15 protein-coding genes are annotated in these 17907 nt (G+C 53.8%); 4 read left to right on the top strand and 11 right to left on the bottom strand.

Annotated elements, in window-relative coordinates; all coding sequences use genetic code 11:
- Positions 1 to 23: 23 nt before the first annotated feature.
- From BM022_RS01940 to queG, 11 genes are all read right to left on the bottom strand, one after another.
- Entirely contained in the window at positions 24 to 1229 is a 1206-nt protein-coding gene (locus BM022_RS01940; RefSeq protein WP_091136353.1) for a TIGR03088 family PEP-CTERM/XrtA system glycosyltransferase, read from the bottom strand.
- Positions 1213 to 2790 carry an exosortase A gene (gene xrtA / locus BM022_RS01935; protein ID WP_091136351.1) on the bottom strand — a complete coding sequence of 526 codons (1578 nt, stop codon included), beginning with the start codon at positions 2788 to 2790 and terminating at the stop codon, positions 1213 to 1215. Before xrtA ends, BM022_RS01940 begins: the two co-directional genes overlap by 17 nt.
- Entirely contained in the window at positions 2787 to 4064 is a 1278-nt protein-coding gene (locus BM022_RS01930) for a TIGR03087 family PEP-CTERM/XrtA system glycosyltransferase (protein WP_091136348.1), read from the bottom strand. The genes xrtA and BM022_RS01930 overlap by 4 nt, the downstream gene beginning before the upstream one ends.
- A gap of 4 nt (positions 4065 to 4068) precedes the next feature.
- Entirely contained in the window at positions 4069 to 5154 is a 1086-nt protein-coding gene (locus BM022_RS01925) for a FemAB family XrtA/PEP-CTERM system-associated protein (protein ID WP_091136347.1), read from the bottom strand.
- A 4-nt stretch (positions 5155 to 5158) separates the two neighbouring features.
- A complete protein-coding gene (locus tag BM022_RS01920) occupies positions 5159 to 6007 on the bottom strand; it encodes an XrtA system polysaccharide deacetylase (RefSeq protein WP_256208828.1) in 849 nt (282 codons plus the stop codon).
- Positions 6008 to 6095: 88 nt separating this feature from the next.
- Entirely contained in the window at positions 6096 to 7103 is a 1008-nt protein-coding gene (locus tag BM022_RS01915; RefSeq protein WP_091136344.1) for an XrtA/PEP-CTERM system-associated ATPase, read from the bottom strand.
- Between the two features lie 7 nt (positions 7104 to 7110).
- The gene (locus tag BM022_RS01910; protein WP_256208826.1) at positions 7111 to 8559 is read right to left on the bottom strand and encodes a TIGR03016 family PEP-CTERM system-associated outer membrane protein; all 1449 of its coding nucleotides are present in this window, start codon (positions 8557 to 8559) and stop codon (positions 7111 to 7113) included.
- A 225-nt stretch (positions 8560 to 8784) separates the two neighbouring features.
- The gene (locus BM022_RS01905) at positions 8785 to 9702 is read right to left on the bottom strand and encodes an XrtA-associated tyrosine autokinase (protein WP_091136549.1); all 918 of its coding nucleotides are present in this window, start codon (positions 9700 to 9702) and stop codon (positions 8785 to 8787) included.
- 221 nt (positions 9703 to 9923) lie between these two features.
- Positions 9924 to 11447 carry an XrtA system polysaccharide chain length determinant gene (locus tag BM022_RS01900; protein WP_091136341.1) on the bottom strand — a complete coding sequence of 508 codons (1524 nt, stop codon included), beginning with the start codon at positions 11445 to 11447 and terminating at the stop codon, positions 9924 to 9926.
- Between the two features lie 289 nt (positions 11448 to 11736).
- The gene (locus BM022_RS01895) at positions 11737 to 12342 is read right to left on the bottom strand and encodes an XrtA/PEP-CTERM system exopolysaccharide export protein (RefSeq protein WP_091136338.1); all 606 of its coding nucleotides are present in this window, start codon (positions 12340 to 12342) and stop codon (positions 11737 to 11739) included.
- A 436-nt stretch (positions 12343 to 12778) separates the two neighbouring features.
- Complete coding sequence (gene queG, locus BM022_RS01890) at positions 12779 to 13882, bottom strand: tRNA epoxyqueuosine(34) reductase QueG (RefSeq protein ID WP_371264278.1); 1104 nt, start codon at positions 13880 to 13882, stop codon at positions 12779 to 12781.
- A 50-nt stretch (positions 13883 to 13932) separates the two neighbouring features.
- Between queG and tsaE the strand changes: the two genes are divergently transcribed.
- From tsaE to BM022_RS01870, 4 genes are all read left to right on the top strand, one after another.
- Positions 13933 to 14406: a tRNA (adenosine(37)-N6)-threonylcarbamoyltransferase complex ATPase subunit type 1 TsaE gene (tsaE, locus tag BM022_RS01885; protein WP_091136334.1), complete on the top strand. Its 474-nt coding sequence runs from the start codon at positions 13933 to 13935 to the stop codon at positions 14404 to 14406.
- A gap of 64 nt (positions 14407 to 14470) precedes the next feature.
- Positions 14471 to 15784: an N-acetylmuramoyl-L-alanine amidase gene (locus tag BM022_RS01880; protein WP_091136332.1), complete on the top strand. Its 1314-nt coding sequence runs from the start codon at positions 14471 to 14473 to the stop codon at positions 15782 to 15784.
- Positions 15785 to 15898: 114 nt separating this feature from the next.
- Positions 15899 to 17116, top strand: a complete 1218-nt coding sequence (locus BM022_RS01875) for an efflux RND transporter periplasmic adaptor subunit (RefSeq protein WP_091136329.1) — start codon at positions 15899 to 15901, stop codon at positions 17114 to 17116.
- Between the two features lie 16 nt (positions 17117 to 17132).
- Complete coding sequence (locus BM022_RS01870; protein WP_091136327.1) at positions 17133 to 17828, top strand: ABC transporter ATP-binding protein; 696 nt, start codon at positions 17133 to 17135, stop codon at positions 17826 to 17828.
- Positions 17829 to 17907: the final 79 nt, after the last annotated feature.

Raw genomic sequence — 17907 nt, 5'->3', positions numbered from 1 at the left:
ATTGCTTCCCTTTGAGTCTTCCGCTATGCGCCCAGCGCTTTGTCATAGACACGAATATAACCTTGTGTCATCGCCTCAATGCTGAAGCCCGTCTCGATTTGTTGCCGCGCGGCTCTGCCGTGACTGGCCAGTAGATCCGGATTGCGGTAATACCATAGTATCGCTTTCATTAACGCCGCGGGCTCGTCCGGAGGAACGAGCATTCCAGTAAGACCGTCCTTCACCAACTCTGCGTTTCCGCCTACCCTGGTCGCCACGACTGGCAAGCCCGTGGACATGGCTTCCAGGATGGTGTTGGAAATACCTTCGCCCAATGATGGAAGCACGAACAGATCCATCGCCCGCATCAATTGCGGTATGTCCGCGCGTTCGCCCGGCAGCAACGCAAGGGCCTCGGCGCCAGCACTACGTAACATCTCACGGCATGCCTGCCGCGCATTCCCATCACCCACGATCATGAGACGCAAGTGCGCTTGAGCGGAGGGCACCTCTTTCAGTAGCAGGAGAAAGGCCTGAATCAGGCTGGGAAAGTTTTTCACCTCCGTCATTCTTCCCACACTGCCAATGACAAAAGTATTTTCCGAAAAAAAACTAGCCGGCACATCGGTTAATTGAGCGCCGCGATCTTCTGTTTGGTGACGCGGATGAAAACGCTGGCTATCAACGCCGTTATAGATCTGGTTGATCCGGTGGGGCACCGCACCCACGGTAGTGGCAAGCCAGCTTTCCAGGTCCCTGCTTACGGCAATGAAATGGTTTACGAAAGGACGGATCGCTTTCCGCAATAAATTATATTTGCGGTTCTTTCCATACAAATCAAATACATCCCGACCGTGCTCCCCATGAACGCGTACCCGCGCCCCGGCAATCGCCGCGATGACCTGACCCTCCATCGTGCCAAGATTTCGAGTGTGCACGATATCGGGTTTCAAACGCCTGAGTGTTTTGAACAGATTAAAATAAACAGTAAGATCGTGCCCCTCGCGCTTGTGCAAGGCGACGATCTCCACATTCTCTCTCACAATTCGCCGACGGAAATCTGAATACCCCTTCAGGCAAACAATAGCGTGACGGTAACGGTCCGGCGGAATGTGATTGATCAAGTTGATAAGGCCGTTTTCCAGGCCGCCAACGCCCAAGTGATAGATCACATGCACGATCAATGGCGCCGGGCAAACGTCCTGACCAGTTTTTATCTCGTCGGGCTGGGAGCTATCGATTGGATGCATGCTCGAGCCCGGTCGTTATCGCAGGCATCATCTCATTCATAAAGTCGCTGAGAACCGGGACAGCCTCATCCGGCGAGTCTTCGTACGGCGCGGCGATCAGGATTTCTGCACCATCGTCGCCCCTACCCAGAAGTTTTCTCTTGGCCAGGATCATTTTAGCCACGTAAGGGTTGGCGGTTACCTCGTCACCGAGCCAATACCACCTCCATACCAGCAGGTTAATTGAAGGCGAATCGAGCTGGTTCTGCTTAAGTACGATTTGACCGGAATGCAACGCCACATCGCGCGTTCGCTCACTTATATGGCGCCACCGCGACCCCGACTCGGGTGCGAGCACGTTTTGCGAGCTGATCAACTCTGATCCTTGCTGCTGATTGCGGTAATAACTGATGTAAAGCTCTACCGCGTTACCGCTGTTTTGGTATCCTTGCCTGAGTTCGCTCGTGGCGCCCGAATAAATGGGCCTCCAATCGGAAATCGGCTCCTGAGCGCTACGCCACTTCCCGGAGGTGTCGGCTATTTTTATTGCCCGGCTCGTGTCCGCAGACGAACTGTTCTCAAGGTAGGTTGCGAACAGGGGCCAGATGAGCGCGACCGCAAAGACTCCGCTTACGGCAACGATGGCGCTTTTAGGCGAACCCCGATTGTTGTCGGATAGCCGGCCTTGCTGTGGCCTAGCGTCGAACGTGTTCCCTCTGTTGTCATCCTCACGCCAGATCGAGCCGATCCAGAACAACAACATCATCACAAAACCAAAGAAGATCCAGCCATAAATGAGATGATCGACCCCGACCGCCAGGCTCATGTCGCTTAAATGACCAGTCATTACGATGAGATACGCGCGGATGCCGTTGGCAAAAATGGGCACAATTAACGACAGTGCAACGAACGCCAACCGACGCACTAGGCTGCGGTAAGTCAAATAGGCGTATAACGTGCCCAAGGTAAAGGAGGCGATGAGGTATCGCAAGCCGCTGCAAGCTTCGACTACAGACCAGTTCCCGCTCGGGATGGTAAAAAAACTACCCTCCCGGTAAACCGGAATGCCGGTCAATTGCAACGCCTTTACAGTAAAATCGGCGGTGAAATCTATCAGAGGAGGAATCAGCGCCTCGCCAAATGGTACGGCAAGTAAAAGATACACTAGGGGAAAAGCGAGTTCACGGACTATCCGGCTCCCGAGTATCGTCCATACCACGGCTGGAATCATGGTTATCAGGAAAAACTGCTCGACTACCAGAACACTGGCAAGTGTCGCGAGCAACCAGCTGAAACCCAGAGCGGCAAGCACCAGTAACCCCATCAGGTTGGGCTGGGGCTGGAAGGCGCTGAGATATTTGCGCTGTCCCCAGATCAGGTATGCGCTGAACGGAAAGATCAGAAAACCATGAGCGAAAGTGTCGGATCGTTCCCATATCTCGATCATGGACCAGGTAGTCTTGTAGTAGACGCCCAGTATTGCGGCAACCGTAAGAATGGTGAGCAATGCCGCCAATTTTACGTTTTGCTGGTCCAGCGTTACCGCATTGTGCGGAATTTCCCGTGGCGTTTGCGCGCTCATGCGACCCTATCTCCATTAGATTGAAGGTCGTGCTGCAGGTAGCCTGGCAATCCCAGGGTTGCACGCGGCGCTTGTGTATGGGTTAGAAGCGCCGAAATCCGGGCCAGGTTTTGTTCCCAATTGTAGCTCGCGAGAACACGGGCTCTGGCGGCCTGACCGATGGCGCGTTTCAGCTCGGGCTCGGCCCGCAGAAGTTCAACGACGCGGTTGGAGAACTCGCCCTCGTCATCAGCCACCAGCAACTCATGCCCGCGAACAGCGAATATGCCTTCTACGGCTTGCGATGAGGCGATAACCGCTTTTTCCATCGCCATGGCCTCCAGCACTTTATTCTGTACACCGCGAGCAATACGTAACGGCGCTACGGCCAGCTCAGAATGGGCAAGATAAGGGCGCACATCCGGCACTGAACCGGTGACGACAACCCCTGGAAGAGCGGTAAGCGATCGCACTGCTGGGGTTGGACGTGCGCCCACAATATAAAACTTAACCTCAGGCAAATGAGTGTTAATCAGAGGCAGGACAAGACGCGAAAACCACTCGACCGCGTCGGCATTGGCCCAATAATCCATTGCCCCGGTGAAGACCAATGGAGTAATTCCGGGCGGATACGGGTTTGCATAGTTATTCGCCGGTGAGAAATAATCCGAGTCGACCCCATTGTTGAAGTGAGAGACCTTGCGTGCGGCTTCTGGCGCAAGCTGTCTGAATAGACTGGCCTCTGCCTCGGAAACGAAAGTCGCGCTGTCGAATTCCTGGGCGATTTGTCTTTCGTAGCCCAGCAGTAACCTCGATTCACGACCATAAATCCAATTCATCGGCCATCTTGCCGTGACCGCATATTGCTTCCACTTGTCCGAATCGATATCCACAAAGTCGATGACGCGGTGTTGCCTGTGCGCGTGACTCACATACTGCGCCATGGCGGAGGAAAAAATCAGTATACTTTTTATGGGCCGCCGCTCCAGCACACTGTTCACCCATTCCTGTAATTGCCTGTCAGCGTAATAAGGCAAGGTTAGAGGCTGATTGGAAATCAGGCCGTAGAGGCCGCGGAAACGAGCGAAAGCCGGGCGAAGATTGACAAGGCAAGTCTCATCGCATAAGGCCTTGACCGTATCGAAATATTCCAGGTCTTTCTCGTCATCAATAAAAGTACCAAGATGGATACGATAACTTTGGCTCAAATGCTTGAGCAGATGGTAGGACCTTATCTTGTCGCCCTTGTTCGGCGGATACGGGAACCGATGTACGAGATAAAGAAGTTCGTCCATCGGTCTAGCCAAGATTTTTTACGATGTGCGGGCCGATCACGTTCGCCACAGGCAACGGGAGCTTTTGCCAGGCATTGATGAACAGCCGGTATTTGGGATTGAGAGGATTATGATCCGGCACTGCTTTGGCACGGTGCAACTGGTATTCATAGTGTAGCGGTTGCGGCTCAAACCCCCAGTTCCGCTTAAAATCGAAAGAGCCGGTGTTCCGCTTGCTGCGGCCAAAATCGAAGGTCCTGTATCCCTGTTCGCAGGCGCGCCGCATCAATTCCCAGTACATGAAATCGTTTGCGGCCAGGTCACGCGCCTCGGCTGTACCACCGCCGTAGTAAGGCAGAACTTCATCGCGAAAGTAAAAACTCATCACACCGCTGACAGTTCGCCCGCCTTTGGTAATGAGCATAAGTTCGCAATCCTGCCTGAAAGTCTGCTTGAGCAGCTGAAAATACTTCTTGGAAAATACCGGCGTGCCAAGCCTGTGCACGCTCGCTGCGTAGGCCGAAAAAAAACGTTCAATGTCCTCGTCCAAAATACTTTCCAATCCCGCCTTGATACCCTTGCGCACCATCGCGCGCTGTTTGCGCGGGATCGCCTGCATATTTTCCTCCGCTTCCGGCGCCATCTCTTTCCGGAACGTCACATAGAGGTCCTTTGTCGGCCATTGGGAATGAAATACCTTTAAATTTCGGTATTCGAGGTGGTCCACCTTCAGTCGCGACGCAAGTGCCTGGGCAGCGCTGTCCAGAACTTCGCGGGCCGATTCCGTTGTTGCGGCAATTCCGCCGTACACACAAAATGGAAGCGAGCTTAAGGAATGGCCGAAAAGCACACTGTCGATCTCGGCCAGGGGAAGCACACCCTGAATGATTCCGTCTGATTCAGCGAAGAGAAACCAGGTCTTATGTCCAAACGCGCGTTCGATTACTGTCTGCCAACCGGCGCGATGAAAGAACGTGGCTTCCGGGCACATGGACACAACGAACTCGTCCCATCTTTGCGCATGCTGCGGTTCGAGCAATCGTACAGAAGGGGCACAAGCGTGAAAAGAAAGATCACCTTCCCCTTGGGGCACATCAATGAGACAGCTCATGCGCTTAATCCAGGAATATTCGATCCATGCGATCCCACTTGAAGTCGCGTGTCAGGGCCTTGATCCTTTCTTCCATGCGATGCAAATTGTAATAGTGCCGGAACCGCGTTTTTACGCTGATACCCTTCTGCCGCGGCTGCTGGTGATCTATTTCCCAAGGGTGGAAATAAAAGATGGCGGAGCGCCGCTCCAGCCGGTTCAGCCTATGTAGAAACCATCGGGAGACCGGATAAGGCCAGAGCCTGAAATAACCGCCGCCGCCAGCGGGAATATTCCGGCTGAACAACCGCATCGTGGTGATCGGCAACTCCAGCAGCCCGCCTTTGCTGCGCGGATAGTAGGCGAAACGGGGCGCATCGGGCATGCCGTAATGGTCGTGTTGAACGGGGTAGATACTCGAACTGTAGCGATAGCCCGACTCTTCAAGTACACCCAGTGCCCACTGGTTCTGGCGTCCTATGGAAAAGCTTGGCGCCCGGTAACCTAGCACGGCTTGCCCACCAATATCTTCAAGGAGAGCTTTGGCACGGGTGATGTCGTCACGGAACTCGTGAGGCGCCTGGTCCGTGACGCGATGGTGGGCCCATCCATGGCTGGCGAGCTCATGGCCGTTGGCGACAATGCGCCTCACCATCGCGGGATAGCGTTCGGCAATCCATCCTAATGTAAAAAAAGTTGCTTTGGTATTTCCGTTATCCAGCAACGCCAGAATGCGATCTATGTTGGATTCCACCCGGCAGGATATGGACGGCCACGACTCCCGGGGGATGTAAGGAGCAAATGCCGAAACCTGGAAATAGTCCTCCACATCCACCGTCATTGCGTTGCGTATCGGTGCCGGATTCGTTTGCATATCGGGTCGCGGGAGAATAATGATCAGGTTGTCGCGCTACGACGGTACGTCTTCGCGCACGTCAACGACGGTCGGTTTGAAATGCGCATTAGCTCTTGTCCTTCGCTGGATGCTGGGCGCTGGCAAGGGAAACCACCTGTTTGACCAGTTCCAGCGTGGAAATGACGGAATCCTCCAGCATTGCCAAGCGCTCATCCATGTTTTGCAGCTGGCGCAGTGACTCTTCCGCTTGCCGCTCCGATGCAGGGAACTCAACGCTATCCAGGTTCGCTGAAATTGGCGCCTCGAATTCCTGCTGAATATCGCTAATTACTTCCAGGACTTCGGCCTCCCCGAAACGATGCAATTGCTCCAGGCAACCCATTAGCAGCAGGCGGTCACACAACGCGTTAATCCTCCTGGGGATGCCTTTGGCATAGCCATATATCGCCCCGAACGCCTCCTCGTCGAACGAAGGATCGCCCCCCCAGCCGGCAGTCGTCAGTCTGTGTTCTATGTAGGATCGAGTCTCCGGCAAATCCATGGGACCAAGATGATAAGTCGCCGTCACGCGTTGCCGTAATTGCTGCATATCACCGCTAAGCAGAGTTTTCCTGAACTCCGGTTGCCCGAGCAAAAAAGTCTGCAACAGCGGCTTATCCTCCGTTTGAAAATTGGAAAGCATGCGCAATTCCTCCACAGTGCGAGGAGAAAGGTTCTGGGCCTCATCTACGACCAAAAGGGCGCGTTTTCCTTCCTGATCGCACTTGCGGAAAAACTGCTCGAGCCCGATCAGGAGTGAGGCCTTGCCTAAGTTTTCATATGGCAGCCCAAACGCCGCCGCCACCAATCGCAGCGTGTCGTCGGAATCAAGATGCGTATTGACGATTTGTGCGGCAAGAATCTTATCGGACTCAAGCTTACGGAAAAGATTGCGCACCAGAGTGGTCTTGCCCGCGCCCACATCGCCCGTGATCACTATGAAACCTTCTCCCTGGGCAAGCCCGTATTCGAGATAGGCCATGGCCCGATTGTGCCCTTTGCTGCCGAAGAAAAAATTCGGATCGGGCTTGAGTTGGAATGGCTTGACTCTGAAGCCGTAGAAGGAGCGATACATATTCCCGTTAAAAGCTCATATTAAGGGAGGCCGTAACCGCGTTTTCACGATAATCCCCCACCGGTTGGTTGGATTCTCGCCGATTATGTCGAGCTTCCAGCACTGCAAAAACATTAGGCCTCTCCTGCAATTGCCTAACGACGCTGACGCTGGCTAACATGAGATCGTCCTCTCTATTCGCCCCAAGAAAACTGAATCTCGTATAGGCAAAATTAAAATTGGCACGGTCCCGCTGCGAAATTCTGTAGCTCCATAGCACATTGCCACCTGTCTGTCTCGTATGGTTTTGCAGAGACTGATTTATTAAACCGCCGAGAAGACCATCATCCTCTGTTATCGGAGAGAGGGCCTGGCGTGTCATGTTGAAGCCTCTTATAACAAAGGTATTTCGCAGGCCATTCAGCGCAAACGACACTTGAAAACGTTTTTGCAAAAAGAGCCTGTTGCTCAGAAAATTTGTCGGATCAAAAAAGGAGCCGGAAAGTCCCATGCCAAGGAGCGCACTACCGGTCTGCTGGATGAGTGCGGGATTCATACCAGGGTTTTGCGCTGTGATAAGCTGGTTGAAGCCAGTACCGAAGCCGCCCGCTCCGAAGCCACCCGCTCCGAAGCCGCCCGCTCCAAAGCCACCTCCGCCAAAGCCGCCACCAAAGCCGCCAAAACCTCCTCCTCCGAAGCCTCCCCCAGCCTGGGCGGCCTGCTGATTGAACGTCGACACACTTTCGTCATAGCTCGCATCCCACGCGGTCAAGCGGGTACGGTGGCTGGCGAGCGCGTTGTAGGTGTCGCCAAAAAACCTTTGGCCGCCACTCAGCAAGATATTTGTCCTTTCGGTGGGCTGCCACATAAATCCGACTGTCCACATAGGGCTGGAGGGATTTCCGCGAATTGAAATAAAACTGTTTCTTTCGTAACCGCCTGTGGCCGTCAACGCGAATTGCGGCGTGACTGTATACCGAAGATTACCGAAAGCTCGCTCCAGCTCAGCAGTACGGTTCGACTGGTGGAAGTGGATCATCTGGTTGCTGTAATTCAGACCCCAGTTCAATATCCTGAAGGCTTCGCCGCTGTTTATGTTGGCGGAATAAGCATCGGCGCTGCTGTTTACTATGGAATTGCTTGAACTTACCTCATTATGCAGGTAGCGTACCTCGCCAGTGGCAAGGCTCCCAAAACGGTGGCGAAGATAGGGACTTATGCTCATGGTCCTTATGTCCGTTCTGTTGCCGGTGGCACTGACGTTATTGACCGCCTGAGGCCCGAGCAACGTGAGATTTTGCTGCATGATAGTAGCTCTGCCATCGACGAAGAAAAGATCCTTGAGCAACTCGCCGGTAGCTGCCGCGTTCAACTGGTTGCGTATGCGCGTAAAATCGGTATTCTCGGCGTAGATCAGGTTATTCATGGTGTAATCAACGCTCACGTTGTAGCGGGGCGCCTGCCCTCTGATGACCACGCCGGGATTGATCTGGGTAACGAAATCCCCTCCTGCATTCCCCCCCCTCCGAACGCTCCTACTCCTCCACCGACCCCTCCCAACCTGACATTATCGGTGTAGGTTTCCAATAGATTCAGCCGGGGAAGTACCCTCCAGTCGCCCGCGGTGGAATTGGATGAAAGCACCAGCATGCCCAGGGCACTAAAAGCGGCGGTGAAGAGCGCGCGCCGGCAGCGCCCATGCTCAGGCGCTCTCATGGTAATAATAGCCGTAATATTCGCCGCCCGAGAATGATCTGGCCTTGTTGTAAATCAGATTTACCACGTCGCATGATTCAATTTGCCGTAGCGTTTCCTTTACCGCCTGCTGGGATGTTGTTTCAGCTTCCACTACCAGCACGATCTGGCCCATTTGCGTTGCCAGCACCCGCGCCTCGCTTGTAAGCAGGAGTGGCGGGGAATCAAAAATAACGACTCGGTCCGAATAGCGCTGCGCAAGCTCCTTCAGCAATTCGCCCATGGCCTGGCTCGCCAGGAGCTCCGTCGAATGCGAGTGCCGCCTTCCAGCTGTCAACAGTGTCAGCTTCTCTATGTCGGTCTTGAGGAGAACGTCGGCCAGCTTGAGATTATCATCCAGGAGGATATCCATCAGACCCCTTTCTGTTCCCAATCCAAGAATCCTGGGGACAGTTGGACGGGCGACGTCCGCATCGACCAGCAATACCGTGCGATCCATCTCCATCGCAATGCTCATCGCCAGATTAACGGTACAAAAACTTTTCCCTTCTCCGGCAAGTGCACTGGTAACCATGATCAAATTTCCGTTCTTGATCATGCCCGGCCCCTTGTTGAATGCGTTCGTCAGCAAGGGACGCTTGATTACGCGGAATTGCTCGGCTATCTGGGTTCTTCCCTCGTCCGGCGTGACAATGCCATAATCACGCATTTTCGCCAGATTGAGCGCGATTCGCCTTGAGACCGTGGCCGGCGTAGGTATCGGAGCCGGTTGCTCCGAGTGGACTGGAGGATTCTGATTCTCGCTACTATTATTGTGTTCCGCCGAGAGGGGAGATGGAACAGCGGGCGTTTCTAAAGCAGCTGGTTTGGCTCTTTGTTTTTCTTCTGCTTCGAGTTTGCCTGCGGCTTTTTCAATAATACTCACGCTTTCTCCAAAATAACTGAGACGTCGCCCCATGCGGATGTATGCGGCGAGGCTTCCTTAAATTCGTGGCAACTGTTCGCCGGAGTTCGCCCAGTCCATGGCAAGGCTATCGGCAGATGCGCTCTCACTAAACCAAACTAAAGTGAGGAGTGGCTAGAATCTTGAGGCAGATCGAATGGAGGTAACGCAAGCGATCCTCGATTCGCAAAAATTCTGCCGTTCTAAACGACCCGTACCATCAATACCCCATACAAGCCGAGCAACGATAGCAAAGAGAGGCCAAAAGCGTAGAGCCTTTTTCTGCGCTTGGTTTTTTCTTGACTCGTCCAAATCATGGGGATCGAGCCGAGTATTGGCCTTCCGGTTATCTCACGCAAACTCATCTGACTATGGAAAGTAGGCCGTATCTGGCTGGCGATAAACGATATCCCGATGCCCACTACCAGTGAACCAAGAAAAACCAGGGAAAAAAGTTTGCTCCGATCCGGTCCCACCGGCAGGTCAGGCACGGTCGGCGGGTCAATGATCCTGAAAGACATCAGATCCGTCGCAGAGCCGAGCTCCCCTGAAATCTTCGCCGACTCGCGCCGTTCTAGAAGTTTCTCGTAATTTGCCTTATTAACCTGATAATCACGATTCAGCTGCGCAAGCTCTGCTTCCACTTGCGGCACCGCATTGCTCAGCGATTTCAAACGCTCATAGCGGGAAGTGTATTCTTCTACGCGCGCGCGCATCGATGCCACATCCGCTTCAGCTTCCGCTAGCGCCACATTGAGCTGTTGCAACATCGGGCTGTAATTCTTGCCGGGGTCACTGCTGGGTTTTACCAGTTTGGCTTCTTCTTTCTTACGATCCTCAAGCTGAGCAATCAGCCGTTTCGCGGCGATAATGTCGGGATGCAATTCGGTGAAGTTCAGCCTGAGCGAGTCCAGGTTCCGGTTCAATGCCTCAATACGGCCGTCAAGCTCCACGTTTACTACGGACGAGGCCAAGTCGTTCTGATCCACCAGGAGAACAGGCTCGTCGCCCGAGATTTGCCTTCTTATCGCATCGCGGGCCTGCTCAGCCTCCCGCAGATCCAGTCTGGTTTTATTCAGATCTTCCCCAGCCTTGGATAGCTGGGCGTAATAATCATTACCCTGCTGGGGCAACATCCCGATGTACTTCTGCTTGAAGGCCTTCAGGTTATTCTCTCCAACCACCAGTTTTTCTTCGTAACTCTGTATCTGCTCATCAATAAAGCGAATGGCTGAAGAAGAGTCCTGCTTGTCGCCGAGGCCGCCCTCGACAAAAATGGTCAACAGGGATTGAACGACATCTTTGGCCAGCTTCGGGTTTCGGTTGTTGTAATGGATCGTAAAAAGATTATCGCGCCCAGTCGTACCCAACTTGATTTTTTCCATCAGCTCCTTGACGAGCTTTTCCTGGTCCTTCACATCCTTCGCCTTGATATCCAGATCGACCATACGTACCACTCTCTCTACGTTGGGTCGACTTATCAGAGTGCGGCTCATGATGGAAACCTGCTGTTGCAGGTCGGGAGATATTGTCATCCCGGCCATTAACGGCTTCAGGACATTTTGGGTATCCACATAAATTCTTGCCGAGGCCTGGTAATCGTCCGGCAGCTTATAGACTATAACCCATCCTCCAATCGCGACGACCCATGCAGCGGCAACCGCGATCCAGCGATATTTCCATACCCCCTTTAAATACACCAATAGTTGGGAAGTAAGTTCCTCCATGTTTCAAATGATCCTTACAGATTCCGCCGCCAGCCTACGCGGTAAGATTATTGAAAGCTTACTCGGGTAACCACTTGACAGCGAAAACGGAAGAATCATATAACCTCGCATCGAAAATCAGCTGTCCCAATAATCCCTCCGGATCTGGCGATCTGATGACGGCAAAACATCTTGTTCATAAAGGAGTTCTCCCGACGTAATCAGATGTCGGATTTACTTCGGCAATCGCAACAGTCGTAACCTCTATCAATCCCAGCTTAAACATATGGAAACAAGTATCGTAGCGAAATCAGAAAAAGCTCTCCGGTATGACAAGTACGTCACCCTGGCGCATCGGTACGTTAGCCGTAATATCGCCGTCCCTGATCAGATCATCCAATCGAACGCTGAACTGCTGCTGTTTCCCCTCTACACTGCGAATAATTCGGGCCTTGTTACCTGCCGCGAAATCCGTCATCCCGCCTACCTCAATCATAACGTCCATCAGGCTCATTTCCTCCCGGTAGGGAAGGGCCTGCGGTTTGGCAGCCTCGCCTATCACACGTATCTGTTCTGTGTAAGGACCGACAAACTCTGTTACCACTACGGTTACGACGGGTTGCTGAATATATTTAGATAACGCTTGTTCAATGTCTCGCGCCAATTGGGTCGATGTTTTTCCACTGGCCGGAAGATCCTCCACCAGAGGAGTGGTGATTTTACCATCCGGCCGGACGGGTACCGCCATGGAGACTTCAGGGTTTCGCCAGACAATGACGTCTACCATGTCGCCGGGCCCGATAAGGTAGTCATGTCCGACATACGGCGTCCCATCGGCGGTGAGGGGCGGGTAAGTCTTACAGCCGCCAAGAGAAAGGACAGGAAATACGACGGCAAAACAAGCCAGCCATTTCATAACACCGATGTGCAAAGCGTTCACGGAATTCCTCTATGCGATTTTGTGGAAGATGCGATGGGGGGTTTGCGGGGACAGTTTGATTTTAATTAGAAATTAAAGATGCTATAAGTCCTTATCCCTGTCAAGACGGCATTAACTCTTGCTCGACTAATCACCCGGGCGGAGCGAAATGGCATCCGTATGTTTTTGTTTCAATGATAACATTTGCGCGGTCCCAATGTGCGCGTTATCGTCCTTTCGCTCTTTTCATCAAAGAAAAGTCTCCGACTGAACAGTAGGTATTGTCGTGTCTGACCTTGCGCATTGCGTCCGCATCGTAGCAACTTCGGCATCAGTGGAAAATTGGACTTTAGTACACTCTGTTCAATTGGTCTATAGACCATTATGGTGAGTGTATCCTTGAGTACGGCTTGACGGTCTCAAAAAATGGCGGTTAATTACGGCGGTTCTCGTGAGTTTGCAGCGCCCATCGCACATGTTCGCGCACAAGAGGCGAAGGATCGTCGCGCCGGGCCTGCAACGCAGCCAACACAGCGGGGGAAGAGGGTGCGTTGCCCAAACCGACAGCGAGATTACGCAACCATTGCTCGTGACCGATACGCCTGATCGGGCTTCCGGCCAACCGGGTATCGAATTCCTCCCTGCTCCACCCAAATAATTGGACCAGCGATACGTCGTCCAATCCGTTACGCACGGCGAAATCCGCCTCGCCGGTATATGCCGCAAATTTGTTCCATGGGCAGATAAGCTGGCAGTCATCACAACCATATACCCGGTTGCCGATCAAGGGGCGCAGCATCTCTGGAATGCTGCCTTTAAGTTCGATAGTAAGATAGGAAATGCACCGCCTCGCGTCGAGCCGGTATGGACCGATAATCGCCTGCGTCGGGCAGATATCAATGCACTTGGTGCAACTTCCGCAATAGTTTCCGATGGGATCATCCACCATCAGAGGCAAATCGGTATAAATTTCACCAATAAAGAACATCGACCCGGCGTCACGGGTAAGCAGCAGCGTATGCTTCCCACGCCAGCCAGCTCCGGACTTTTGTGCCCATTCCACTTCCATTACGGGGGCGCTATCCGAGAAAACACGGTAATTGAAGGGCTCTACCTCAGCTGCGATTCGTTCCGCCAGGTTCTGCAAGCGCCCACGCAACACCTTGTGATAATCGCGCCCGAGCGCGTACCGGGAAATGAATGCCTTGTCGCCATCCGCTATCACCTCCCACGAGTCTTTTGCCTCAGGCATATAATTCATGCGCGCCGAAATGACCCGCAAGGTGCCGGGGACGAGTTCTGCAGGTCTAGTACGCCGTGTGCCATGTTTCCCCATATAATCCATTTCGCCGTGATACCCTTCCGCCAGCCACCGCTTCAAACCAGATTCGGATTGGGACACGTCGGCGGCAGCGTCCGCGATGCGGATTTCCTGAAAGCCGAGCTCTTTCCCCCACGCTTTCACTGCTTGGGTCCGCTGAGTAAGGTCGCACAGAGAATCAAGGACATTGTCCCGTGGCGAATTTTTCGTAGTCATTTCCCGCATAATTCACATCATACCGACTCTACCCGCATACATCATCCCGGATGCAGCACTTTAGGCTAACTCTTGCAGACGAAACGGCTACGCTCCTGCTTGGCGGACAACTCGCACAAGTATTGCATCCCGGCCTGGTCATTTTTCTTCGTGGCGACCTGGGCGCGGGAAAAACCACCTTTGCAAGGGGCATCCTGCGGGGGTTGGGTTATGAGGGAAAAGTGAAAAGTCCGACCTATAATTTGATTGAACTTTATAAAATTTCTAAGTTATACTTGTATCACTTTGATTTCTATCGATTCGAAGATCCGGCAGAATGGGAAGACGCAGGCTTCCGCGAGTATTTCAACGCAGAGTCGATCTGTCTGGTGGAGTGGCCGGAAAAGGTGGATGGATTATTACCGCAGGCGGATCTGACGTTTCTTTTCTACTTGTCCGATCCAGGCCGCAATGTCGAAATGAGCGCAGGCACGCACGCGGGTAGGCTGTGTTTAAATCACTGGCAAACGCTGAGAGAGTGCTGAATCCGTTCCATGAGGGACAGTGGGCGTCCCCTATCGGAGCTGAAAGCTGTTTGGGGGGTGGCGTATGCAAAAAATAACGGACCACAACACCATGCCACCGGCCGCGGTGCTGGCCTGGTTGTCGCTCGCGGCCTCCGTGCTCCTGCCCCTCGGCAATTCCGCCGTTGCCGGCACGCCGATCAGCTCTGCCCGTGTCTGGCCGGCGGCGGAATATACGCGACTTACGCTGGAATCCGCCTCGCCCATACATTACTCCCTGAGCACGGTGAAAAATCCGGACCGGGTGGTGGTTGATCTCGAGCGTGTCGCGCTCACTACGGAACTTGAAAAACTTCCCGCCAAGATTGACGCTGCCGACCCCTATATCCAGACAATGCGCATTGGCCGGTACAAACCAGGCGTGGTGCGGCTGGTATTGGACCTCAAAACCGCCGTCATGCCGCAAGCATTCGTGCTCAAACCCGTGGGCGACTATGGCCATCGGCTTGTGCTGGATATTTATCCGGTTGTGCCCCCTGATCCGCTGATGGCGTTCCTGAATGAAAATGCCACAGGAATGCTGCGGGATGAGGTAAAAGCCGATAATCCTCTTGGCGTCGCTGCCACGCCCAAGGCGGCGCGCGGCACGGAAAGCCCCAGGAAGAACAAGCCGGAAATGATAAGGCTGATCACCGTCGCCATCGATCCTGGCCATGGCGGCGAGGATCCAGGCGCCATCAGCGGCAGCGGAACACATGAGAAAAACATCACACTCGCGATTGCAAGGAAACTAAAAGCTAAAATAGATAAAGAGCCAAACATGCGTGCGGCGTTGACGCGGGACGGCGACTACTTCATTTCCCTGCCGATGCGGCTGGTAAAAGCGCGTCAGCTGAATGCTGATCTGTTCGTGTCCGTGCACGCGGATGCCTTTATCAAGCCCCACGCGAAGGGCTCCTCCGTATATGCCCTCTCCGAACGCGGCGCGACATCGGCAGCCGCCCGCTGGCTGGCGAAAAAGGAAAACGAGGCCGACCTGATCGGAGGGGTCAATCTGGATATAAAGGATCCTTATCTCAAGCAGACCTTACTGGACTTGTCGCAAACGGCAACGATCAATGACAGTCTTAAGCTTGGAAGGGAAGTACTCCTCGAAATTGGCGATATCAACCACCTGCATAAGAATGACGTGGAGCAGGCGGGATTTGCCGTGCTCAAATCTCCGGACATTCCCTCCATCCTGGTGGAGACTGCTTTCATCAGCAACCCCGATGAAGAAAAGAAGTTGAAAGATACTGCTTACCAGGACAAGCTGGCCGAGGCCATACTTGCTGGCATCAAACGCTACTTCGCCAACAATCCGCCGCTGACGCGCTCCAAGATGGTGTCGTTGGAATAAACATCTCGTACGCACCCCGCACGGAATTTGCCCCCCGCCTTCCGGAGGGGGTCGATAGCCGTCGCGCCGCTTCTACGCCATAATCGCGGAGATAAGTTACGTTATATTCCCGCCGTGGCTACAGAAGACCTCTCCAAGCTAAAAATCGACCGTACCGGTGCTGCTGGCGTCGCCCCAGGTAAGCGACCACCGCGCCTGCTGGCTGCGTTGGCAATCGCTGCTGCCATTGGACTGCTCGCGCTTTTCTACTTCCGCAGCAGCGCCATAGTTGAGGTGGAGTCAGCGACTGTTACCACTGCCTACCCCTCGCAATCCTTCACCTTACTCAACGCGACCGGTTATGTAGTGGCGCAGCGCAAGGCAGCGGTAGCATCCAAGGCGACCGGACGAGTCGAGTGGCTCGGCGTTACAGAAGGCAGCCGGGTGAAAAAAGGCGAGATTGTCGCTCGGATTGAGAACGCTGATGTCAGCGCGACGATGGAACAGGCGGCCGCTAATGTAGCGCTCGCCAAGGCAAACCTGCAGCAGGCGCAGGCCGAACTGGTCGAGGCGCAGGCGGTATTCGACCGCAACGGCGAACTGCTCGCAAAGGGCTTTATTTCACAATCCGCGTATGACACGCTTACTGCCCGTTACCATAAGGCACAAGCAGCAATCCTCGCCTATCAGGCGTCAATCAATGTCACCGAGGCAAACTATCGCGCAGCGCAGATAGCGGTGGAACAAACGCTGATTCGCGCTCCATTTGACGGCGTCGTGCTGACCAAGAATGCGAACGTCGGTGATGTGATCACCCCCTTTTCTTCTGCCCTCGATGCAAAGGGAGCAGTTGTAACGATGGCGGACATGGATACGCTTGAAGTGGAAGCCGACGTATCCGAATCCAACCTTCCCAAAGTGAAGCTTGAGCAGCCCTGTGAAATTCAGCTGGATGCACTCCCTGACTTGCGCTTGCGCGGCCTCGTGCAACGGATTGTCCCAACGGTTGACCGGGCCAAAGCTACAGTCCTGGTAAAAATAAAGTTCATTGACCACGACCCGCAGGTGCTACCGGAAATGAGCGCAAAAATCGCCTTTCTGGAAAAGGAAATGCCTCCTGAGCACCGGAGTTCACGCACGGTGGTGCATCCGGACGCCATCGTCCAGCGGAATGGAGAGAACGTAGTCTTTATCATGAAGGAAGGAAAAGCCGTGGAAACCGCCATCGAGACTGGTGAGAAAATTGGTGATATGGTGGAGGTTCGGAATGGCGCCACAGCCGGCGAGAAGGTCATACTGCGGCCCCCGAGCAATCTCGACAGCGGAGATAACGTCAGGACCGCAGTGAAATAGCGGTATTTGGCCGAAAATGGACGCGCTTTCCCCCATCGTCGAGATCAGACACTTGACCAAATCCTACCGCCGCGGCGGACAAGTGGTGCCGGTATTGACCAATATTTCTTTTGACATCAGGACGGGTGAATTTATAGCCTTGATGGGTCCTTCCGGGTCTGGCAAAAGCACGCTGCTCAACCTGATTGCCGGCATCGACAAGCCCGATAGCGGATCGCTGAGGGTGAACGGAACCGATATCGCAACACTCTCCGAACGCGAACTGGCGGACTGGCGGGCTGCGAACGTCGGCTTCATTTTCCAGTTTTACAATCTGATGCCTGTGCTGACTGCGTTTGAAAATATCGAACTGCCTCTGTTGTTAACCCGGCTTCCGCGCACTCAAAGACGGGAGCGCGTCGAACTGGCATTGTCGATGGTTGGGCTGACAGACCGTATGGAGCATTATCCTTCGGAACTTTCCGGCGGTCAGCAGCAACGGGTCGCCATTGCTCGCGCCTTCATAACCGATCCGGTTTTGCTGGTTGCGGACGAACCCACGGGCGACCTTGACCGCGCATCCGCGGACGATATTCTCGCCATGCTGGGTCGCCTGAACAGCGAGATGGGCAAAACAATCATCATGGTCACTCACGACCCGCATGCCGCGCGATCAGCCCATCTAATTCGTCACCTGGATAAAGGCGAGCTGGATGTGACGCTAGAGCATTAAGAAATCGCCTTATCTTTCTTCTTAAGCCTCTTCTTGCAGCGATGTGCTGCGATGATGGTTGCCGGAAATGCATTTTCTA

The organism is Nitrosospira sp. Nsp14 (assembly GCF_900113575.1).
Lineage (GTDB): Bacteria > Pseudomonadota > Gammaproteobacteria > Burkholderiales > Nitrosomonadaceae > Nitrosospira.
The sequence above is the reverse complement of the archived record's forward strand: the minus strand, read 5'-3'. Positions and strand labels throughout refer to the sequence as shown.